This window comes from Treponema sp. (assembly GCF_024696245.1).
Lineage (GTDB): Bacteria > Spirochaetota > Spirochaetia > Treponematales > Treponemataceae > Treponema_D.
Genome location: NZ_JAILGZ010000147.1, coordinates 19973 through 27594 on the forward strand (window position 1 = coordinate 19973; position 7622 = coordinate 27594).

The window sequence follows — 7622 nt, forward strand, 5'->3', positions numbered from 1 at the left end:
TATTGTATAAAATCAGACAAGCTTATTCAATTGAAAAAATGGCATTAAGAGCCTATTCCCGCAAATGGCAGGGTGAACAGATTATGGACTGTCAGGGGTGGGGACTAAGGGTGAAAATGCTTGAAAAAAGCACTTCACTGGGTCTATAATTCGGCTATGAAGTTAGAAAAGTTATTTGATTCAGAAAACAATACATTAATAGAAAAAAACGGTAATAAAATTGATTTAAGCGGCTGTCCTGTAATCGATGCAGTTGAACTTTGTAATGAAAAATACGGAAATGAAAAGTTTTCAGCCGTAAAAATTAAATGGTCCTACATCGGCTTTGATGAAGAAAGCTATAACGAAGAATTTCTTGCCCTTTTAAGGGATAAGCTTAAGGACTTTGAAGAAGATTCTAAATATGTATTTATAATTCCGGAAGCAGACGCTGAATGCAGCAGCAATGACAAAATGGAAGCTTTTGCCGCAGGAATGAATCACTGTGCAAGAAGAATAAAGGACTGTGCCAGCGTAATTGGTTTTGCAATTCCTGACAACTTAAATGCAGCAGACTTTATGGAACTTCTTCTTAAAAAACACCAGCATTATGTTTTCTTCAGCAATAAAGAAGAAGTCCTTGCTGATAAAAAAATCGTCCGCTACTAAAATTAAATCATGTAAATAAAATTTTCCATTGTGTTCTTTTTATTTACAAGGTCTTCCAGGGTTACGCTTCCAAGAAAGGCATCAACGGCATTTTTTAAGCCCTTCCACAGAACTTCGTTAATTATGCCCTGACTTTCTGTAAGTTCATCACCGGCAACTTCTGCAACAGGTGTAAGACTGCCTTCCGTAACCCTGATAATATCCAGTGCAGTATAATGAGATGGAGCTTTTGCAAGCTTATAGCCACCCTGAGGTCCCCTTACACTTATAAGGAGACCTGCCTTACTTAAAAGGGAAGCTATCTGTTCCAGATATTTAAGGGAAATATTTTCATATTCAGATACATCTTTTAAAGCAGTAAAACCATCCTTTACATGACTTGCCATATAAAACATGAATCTGAGGGCATATCTGCCTCTTGTAGAAATTTTCATACCTTAAACCTCATTAAACTGAACTAAATTAATTTACAGAACGTATTTCTGAATAAAACGACCTACTCCACCGGAGTTATTATCATCTTCAGTAACATAATCAGCAATATTCTTTATATAATCAAGACCATTGCACATGGCAACACCATAACCGCACTTACGGATCATGCTCTCGTCATTCATGCTGTCACCAAAACACATTGCCTCTTCTATACCAAAACCTAAATGACTGCAAAGGTATTCAATTGCTTCACCCTTACCACAGGCTGGAGGAAGAAGTTCCAGGAAAAAAGGCTTACTTGTAAAAATAACAGCCCTGTCTCCAAATTCTGCCTTTAATTTATCCTGCAACACAGCAACTTTTTCAGGCTCACCAGGAATAAGCATTTTAGGAAAGCCTTTTTTAAGAAAGTTTTTATAATCTTCTATTATCTCACCCTTTACGTGACATAAATCTACATCAAGACGGGTCCATTTTGTTTCTTTTGCATAAAAAATTGTATCAGGAGAATAAACTTCTGTATCAAGACCATTTTCTGTTGCAAGCTGGTCTGCCCTTAAAAGAACATCAGCATCTACAGTTTTTTTATAAATCTGCTGTCTTAAATGAAGATCAAAAACTGAACAACCATTAATTGCAATTAAAAAACGGCCGGCCTGACTTCCGGCAATATCAAGCTTGCGGACAAAAGGCAGGATTCCTTCTTCTGCACGACCGGAGCACAAAACAACATATATACCTTTCTGAGCACACTGCTGGAGTGCCTTTACATTTTCTTCCGGAATCTGAGTGTTTTTATCAAGGAGTGTATCATCCAGATCCAGAGCTATAAGTTTTGGATTTAATTTTTCCATAATACGAGACCTTCCTTAGCTTCTGGATTCTATCATATTTTGGAAAAATTAAGCACCCGTAAATCAAATAAATTATTCTTCAATTATCTTAATTCTGCTGCCGGGAGTAACCTTTCCGGAATAAGTTCCCCCTTCTGAATCAGAAAGAAGGCTTACCTTATAGGAATTGTTTGCAAAAGTAAGCTTTCCCTTTGCATACTCTTTTGACCCCTGATAAATCCCTACTGTAAAGGCAGAAGATTCCGGGATTAATTTACGGGAATCTTCTCTTATATAGGCAGTCATTTGAGTTGAATCAAAAGAATCTGTTAAAAGCCCGTCCATAGAAGAAGAATCCAGTTCCTTTTCTGCAAATTCGTAAAGGGTATCCAATTGTCGGGCGGCAGATGCTCCGCTTTTAGAAAGGGAATCTGCAATCTGATAAGTCTGATTTACCATAGCCGGAACATAATCCTTAATGGATTTTTCCATAGGCATAGGTTCAAATCTTCCTGCGATTGTTTTTAGACTGTTAAATTCAGAAAGGGCTGCGTCTACACTATCAGCAAATTCAGATTTTGAATTTTTAAGTCCGTAATTATCTTTTGAAAGGGTAAGCTTATTAAAGTCAGCCCAGGTTGAACTTCTGGAAGCATTGGAAGTAATTCCTGCTGCTGTAATTATTTTATCCTGTTCTGCACTTTCTTCCCTGGCTGCAGGATCAAGAAGGTCAATCTTTGCCTGATAGATTTTTCTTACCTGCTCAACGGCATTTTTCTGTTCTTCTGCTGCCTCTTTCTGCTGCTGGGCAAGACGCTGCCTTAATTCTAAAATCTTACTTTCGTAGGCATCTATCTGGCTTTTCATCTGCATATCATGAAGCTGCTTGGTTGAATCAAGGGAAGCTTCTGCATTTTTTGCCTTATCTACTTCTTCTGCATCATACTTCTTTATCTGTTCCTGATATTTTTTTATTTCTTCTTCTGCCTTAATTAATTTTTCTTCGTACTCTTTTTTTAAGACTGCAAGATTGTCTGCATATTCCTTTTCTGCAGCAGCCTTCTGTTTGCGGACATATTCCCTGGAAGAAACAGCCTGAACAGATTCAATTAAATGAAGGTCTGCTTTTCTTTTCTGTTCAAGAAAAGAAATCTCTTCTGCGTAGTTTTGTTCCAGGGCAGCTTTATTTCTTACTGCACTTTCATACATAAGCTGAACCCTGCCTACATTATTAAGAAGGGAGCGCAGATTAAGGTCATCAAAAGTATCTATATTAATTTTAATTTTTTCGTTGGAATTAAGAAGGACAGCAAAAGTTGTAAGGGTTCCCGTACCAACTAAAAAGAAACAAAGGCCAAGTAAAACCCATACAAAAAGCTTTCTGTTTTTTTTAGTCTTTGCATATTCTTCCTCCAGATTGTAAGAAACTGGAGGCTGGGATTTTTTCTTTTTTAATTCATCCCCTAAAAATAATTCTACTTCCCTGTGAATCTGACTTTTATTTATTTTGTCTGCATTGTCCATATACCACTCCAGTTTTTAGGGCAGGAAGAAGATTCCATTCTTTCTATAAATACCTGCGATGTTTCAAGGGAACATTTCTTAAACTCTGCCTTTGCTTTAGTCCAGTCTCCCTGATAATAAAAATTCAGGGCTTTTTCATACTGATCAAAAGTATTTTTTTCTTCCTCTGTTAACTGATCACTTCTTGCAGGAAAGTATATTCTCTTGCCTTCAGTTTTTCCTTTAACCTGAACCATATCAATTTCGTAAAAAATATATTTTTCAGGTTCAGCTTCTTCTACTTCTGTCTTTATGTATTGAGAAACAATTACAGGAAGATGATAGATTCTTGTAAGGCCTTCAAGACGGCTGGCTGAATTTACATTGTCTCCAATAACTGTATTTGTCATATGTTCGTCAGAACCAATGTTTCCGTAGAAAACATTACCTCCGTCAATTCCTACACCAATATCAATAAGAACTGCCTTAAATACTTTTTCTTCTGATTCAGTAAGGGGACGTTCCTTTTCTATTTCTTCCTTGCGGGCAATCATTTTTTCCCTTAACTCTTTTGTTACTTCCGTTATCTGCCAGGCTGCTTCAAGAGCTTCAAGAGACTTACCCTTTTGATTCTGTGTTCCAAAAACTGCAAGGATGGCATCTCCAATAATTGAACCGATTACTCCGGAATTTTCGTGAACCTTTCTGATTGTCTGGTCATAATGAACATTGAGCAAATCAATAATATCGTTACCAAGAGTTTCTGTTCTGAAGGTAAAGCTTTTTATATCAGAAAAAAGCATTACAAGATTTTTACCCTTACCTTCCAGCTTAATCTGGTGTTCCTTATAAGCTTTGGCCACAAGGTCCCTGGATGCAAACTTGCGGAATATTCCCAGAAGATTATTAATAGTAGAAGAAAGGGAATTAAAACTTGCCGCAAGATAAGTAACATCATCATTAGGAGACTGAGACAAATCTATAACAGAAAGCTGCTGTTCCTGCTGCATTGAATAAAGGTCTCCTGTAATTTTGTGTACATTCTGAAGAATACGGCGGTACATGGCAAGGCCTGCAAAAAGAAAGACAACAACAATTGCTACAATTACAAGAGAAATGATTCCAAAGAGGGAAAGATTTGTCTTCATGGTTTCGGCTCTTAATTCAGCACGAACAAAAAAACACTTCCAGTCAGGCTGATATTTATAAACTCCATAGTATTCCCCTGCAGCGGTTTTAAAAACTATGGAACCGTCTGTATGTCCCGACTCAAGATTTTGATTCATTACAGAAAGGGCTTCCTGATCAGAAAAATCTATTTTATCTTCTTCATTAATCACCTGATCAGAATTATTTTTTACTCCAAAGAGAATTTTTCCTTCTATATTAAAGGCAAGAGCCATACTGTTTTCAAGTTCAAATCCCCGGCTTACTCCGTCTGCAATGGAGTTAACTGAATCCTGTCTTTTGCCGGTAAACATATAAATCTGATACTGATTGCCGGCTGCCGTATACATATCCTTTAACTGGCTAATCATTATTGAATTGTTCAGCTTAATAATCTGACGGCGGGCCAGATAGGAATTAACAAAGTTTGTTGCAAAATTAGAAAGAGTAAGAAGGGAAACAAAAATAACCATTAACTTTAAGGAAATGGGAATTATTCTTGTATTACCAACCTTTTGAAAGAGACTTTTTGACATTTTTTTCCCCTTAGATTTTAATTATAACACATTTAATAATAAAAAAAGCCCTGCCTCTTTTTACAAGAAGCAGGGCATAATCAGTTTACGGGGAAACTAATTATTCATAAAAGTACCATGCATAACCAGAACTTTCACAAGTTGCAGATGTAGCATCATTGTAATAAAGAATTTCAGTAGCATTATCACCTGTTTTTGCAAAACCAATGGCATAATTTTCATCTGTTACATTAAGTCTTAATGTATATGCAGAAGATGTAGAATTATATCCAAAGAAGAAGGTTGATGCTCCAGTTGAATCACTTGTTGTAGCAGTGCTGCAAGAAACATAATTTGAAAGTGCTGTTGCAGAAGTTTCGGTCATGGAATCAATTGCGAGAGTAGCATATCCCTTTGATGTATGATAGATAGAGAAAGTATCATAATCAGCAGAAACTGTTTCTGATGAACTGTTTGTTACAGTATGGGTAACTGTAATAGTTCCATCAAGTGCCGGATAAATATACCATGTTGCATTACCACCACCAGTTGAATACTGACAGCAAAGAAGATTTGCACTACCAGTTGTGTTAAGTTCACAATTATACTGACCGCTTCCAGAATATGCCAGTGTATTCCAGATTTGCTTTGTCATTGTTGCAGCTGTTGCACTTACAGTTTCATCAGAGTTCCATGTTTCACCATCTTCACTTGCATATACAGTAAATGTATATGTTGTATCACTTGTAAGACCTGTAAACTGGGCTACACCATCTGCTGCATCTGCATAAGTTCCGGCATAAGATGTAAGACTTGTAAAGCTCTGTGCAGTAACATCGTCATCACTACATTCAACTTTATACTGCCAGCTTGAATCTGTATCATCTTCTGCTCTATCCCATGTTACAAGAATTTCACCAGTAAAGCGGGCTGTTGCAGCAACATTAGTAGGAATATTAGTCAAATCCAAAGTTTCAGCAGTTATGGCATCAGTAGCATCAGAAGCATTTCCGTACACATCATAAGCTGTTGCTGTAATACTATAAGAAGTACCCTTTGTAAGTCCGCTAAGAGTTACAGCACCTTCTCCGGCATCTACATCTACGGTTGATGTTACAGAATCTGCTGTATAACTGATTCTTACAAAGCCAAGATCTGCATTTGATGGATCTGTCCATGTAAGTGGGATTGTAGTTGTTGTAGCTGTACCAGCTGCCAGATTTGTAACAGCAGATGGAGCTCCATCACTATAATAATCAACAGCAGCTGTTGAACTTGAATCAATTATAAATGCGGCACATCCATTACTGTCTTCTGAAGAAGAGTTTGTAACACCAAATGTAAGGGAAGCATGGCATACATAGTAGCCTGACATACTTTCAGAATACATTCTGCTGTATGAAGAATTCCAGCTTGAAGTTCCCCAGTAGAATGAAGCCTGACTTGCATCTGTAATATAAGAAGTACCGTCGTTTTCTACACCTGTTGTTGTTGCAACCATTACATAATTAGACCAGCCGCCATTACCCCATGTTCCATTATATGCAACATAGTCACGGTCGTTTTCATCAACATAAAGGAAGTAACCAGTTCCAACTCCTGTTGTACCTGTAGCAGCTTCAAGAGAGAAGTAACCATCTGTACCGCTTAATGCAGGACGGATAATCCAGTAACTTGCAGTTGGTTCTGCAGAATCTGCTACAGCACCTGTGTTGTAACAAGTTGTAGAAGATGAACTTGATCCCCATGCAAGGTAGCGGGTAACTGTTGTACCGCTAGCTCTATATCCGTTTCCTATCTTAAGGATTACGGTAGCTGCTGTAACACTGTCTGTTGTTGCTGTACCACAAGTAACATCATTTGAATCAACAAGAGTTACAGTAAATGTGTAAGCAGTTCCAACTGTAAGGTCTGTAAAGTGAGCACCTGTCTCACCGCTTATTACACCAGTAATTGAATCTACTGTTGAATCAGAACAAGAAACTGTATAAGAGTAAGTGATTCCATCTTCAACAGCTGTAGTGTCATCCCAGGTTACAAGAACTGAACCTGTGTATTTTACTTCTGCAACTGCATTTGAAGGAGCAGGGATTGCAGGTGTAGCAGTTACGCTTACGCCGGTACTTTCATTTGAATCATAGTCTACAGCCTTTACTGTAAATGAATATTCAGTATCAGTTGTAAGGTCAGAAACTGTTGCAGTTGCATCTGTTACAGTTGTATAAGCTTCTGTTGAATCATCAACATAAACTGCATAAGCGTACACATCTTCACTTGTAGAAGCTGTCCATGTAAGGGTAACGCTTGTGCGTCCGGCAGCTGCGGCAAGGCCAGAAACATCTTCAGGTGCAGTTGTATCCTCTGCAGTATTAGCTGTTACAGATACTGCTGTTGAATTACCAAAGGCATCATAAGCTGTTACTGTAAAGCTATAAGTTGTAGATGCAGAAAGGCTTGTAAAGTCAGCTGATGTTGTTCCAGCTTCTGCTGTTACAGATTCAAGGGCTGTACCGTCATAATC

Annotated in this window: 6 protein-coding genes; 1 reads left to right on the forward strand and 5 read right to left on the reverse strand. The window is 37.8% G+C overall.

Annotated features, from left to right (window positions below; translation table 11 throughout):
- Positions 1 to 156 precede the first annotated feature (156 nt).
- Positions 157 to 648 (forward strand): hypothetical protein, encoded by a 492-nt coding sequence (locus K6D58_RS10450; RefSeq protein ID WP_296830426.1) that lies wholly within the window; start codon positions 157 to 159, stop codon positions 646 to 648.
- Between the two features lie 2 nt (positions 649 to 650).
- On the opposite strand, the gene K6D58_RS10455 is transcribed toward K6D58_RS10450, so the two are convergent.
- From K6D58_RS10455 to K6D58_RS10475, 5 genes are all read right to left on the reverse strand, one after another.
- On the reverse strand, positions 651 to 1082 hold the full coding sequence (locus K6D58_RS10455) for an RrF2 family transcriptional regulator (protein ID WP_296830428.1): 432 nt from the start codon (positions 1080 to 1082) through the stop codon (positions 651 to 653).
- A 33-nt stretch (positions 1083 to 1115) separates the two neighbouring features.
- Entirely contained in the window at positions 1116 to 1937 is an 822-nt protein-coding gene (locus tag K6D58_RS10460) for a Cof-type HAD-IIB family hydrolase (RefSeq protein ID WP_296830430.1), read from the reverse strand.
- Positions 1938 to 2009: 72 nt separating this feature from the next.
- Positions 2010 to 3440, reverse strand: a complete 1431-nt coding sequence (locus K6D58_RS10465; protein WP_296830432.1) for a hypothetical protein — start codon at positions 3438 to 3440, stop codon at positions 2010 to 2012.
- Positions 3419 to 5122 (reverse strand): adenylate/guanylate cyclase domain-containing protein, encoded by a 1704-nt coding sequence (locus tag K6D58_RS10470; RefSeq protein ID WP_296830434.1) that lies wholly within the window; start codon positions 5120 to 5122, stop codon positions 3419 to 3421. The genes K6D58_RS10465 and K6D58_RS10470 overlap by 22 nt, the downstream gene beginning before the upstream one ends.
- Before the next feature lie 100 nt (positions 5123 to 5222).
- On the reverse strand, positions 5223 to 7622 hold a 2400-nt coding region (locus K6D58_RS10475), incomplete at its 5' end, for a fibronectin type III domain-containing protein (protein WP_296830436.1).